This is a genomic window from Arthrobacter sp. MDT2-34-1, assembly GCF_059091365.1.
In genome coordinates this window covers 1-292 of record NZ_JBNHGO010000203.1, presented here as the reverse complement: position 1 = coordinate 292, position 292 = coordinate 1, and the positions used below count along the sequence as shown (strand labels likewise).

Annotated in this window: 1 pseudogene; it reads left to right on the top strand. The window is 57.5% G+C overall.

Annotation, left to right across the window (positions count from 1 at the left end):
- Nucleotides 1–292, top strand: a pseudogene (locus AC5RVV_RS18360) (IS5/IS1182 family transposase); the annotation flags it as partial.

The window sequence follows — 292 nt, the reverse complement described above, 5'->3', positions numbered from 1 at the left end:
ACCGTCCTCGGATTCCCGATCGGGTGATCTTCGACAAGATCGTTCAGACCCGGATTTTGGGCGCAGCCTTTGAATGGGTTGCGGACAGTGCGTGTTCGGCGACCAGCATCCGTAACCGCCGCGATGAGTGGATCAACGCCGGAGTCTTCGACGAACTGGAGCAGATCTACTTGGAGGCCTATGACCAAAAATCGTGAGCCTCGACCTTGAAGATGTCACGGTCGACGGCTGCATCGTCAAAGCGCCGTGGGTGGGCAAGCGGCCGGAAAATCAAGGTAAACAGGGCACCAAG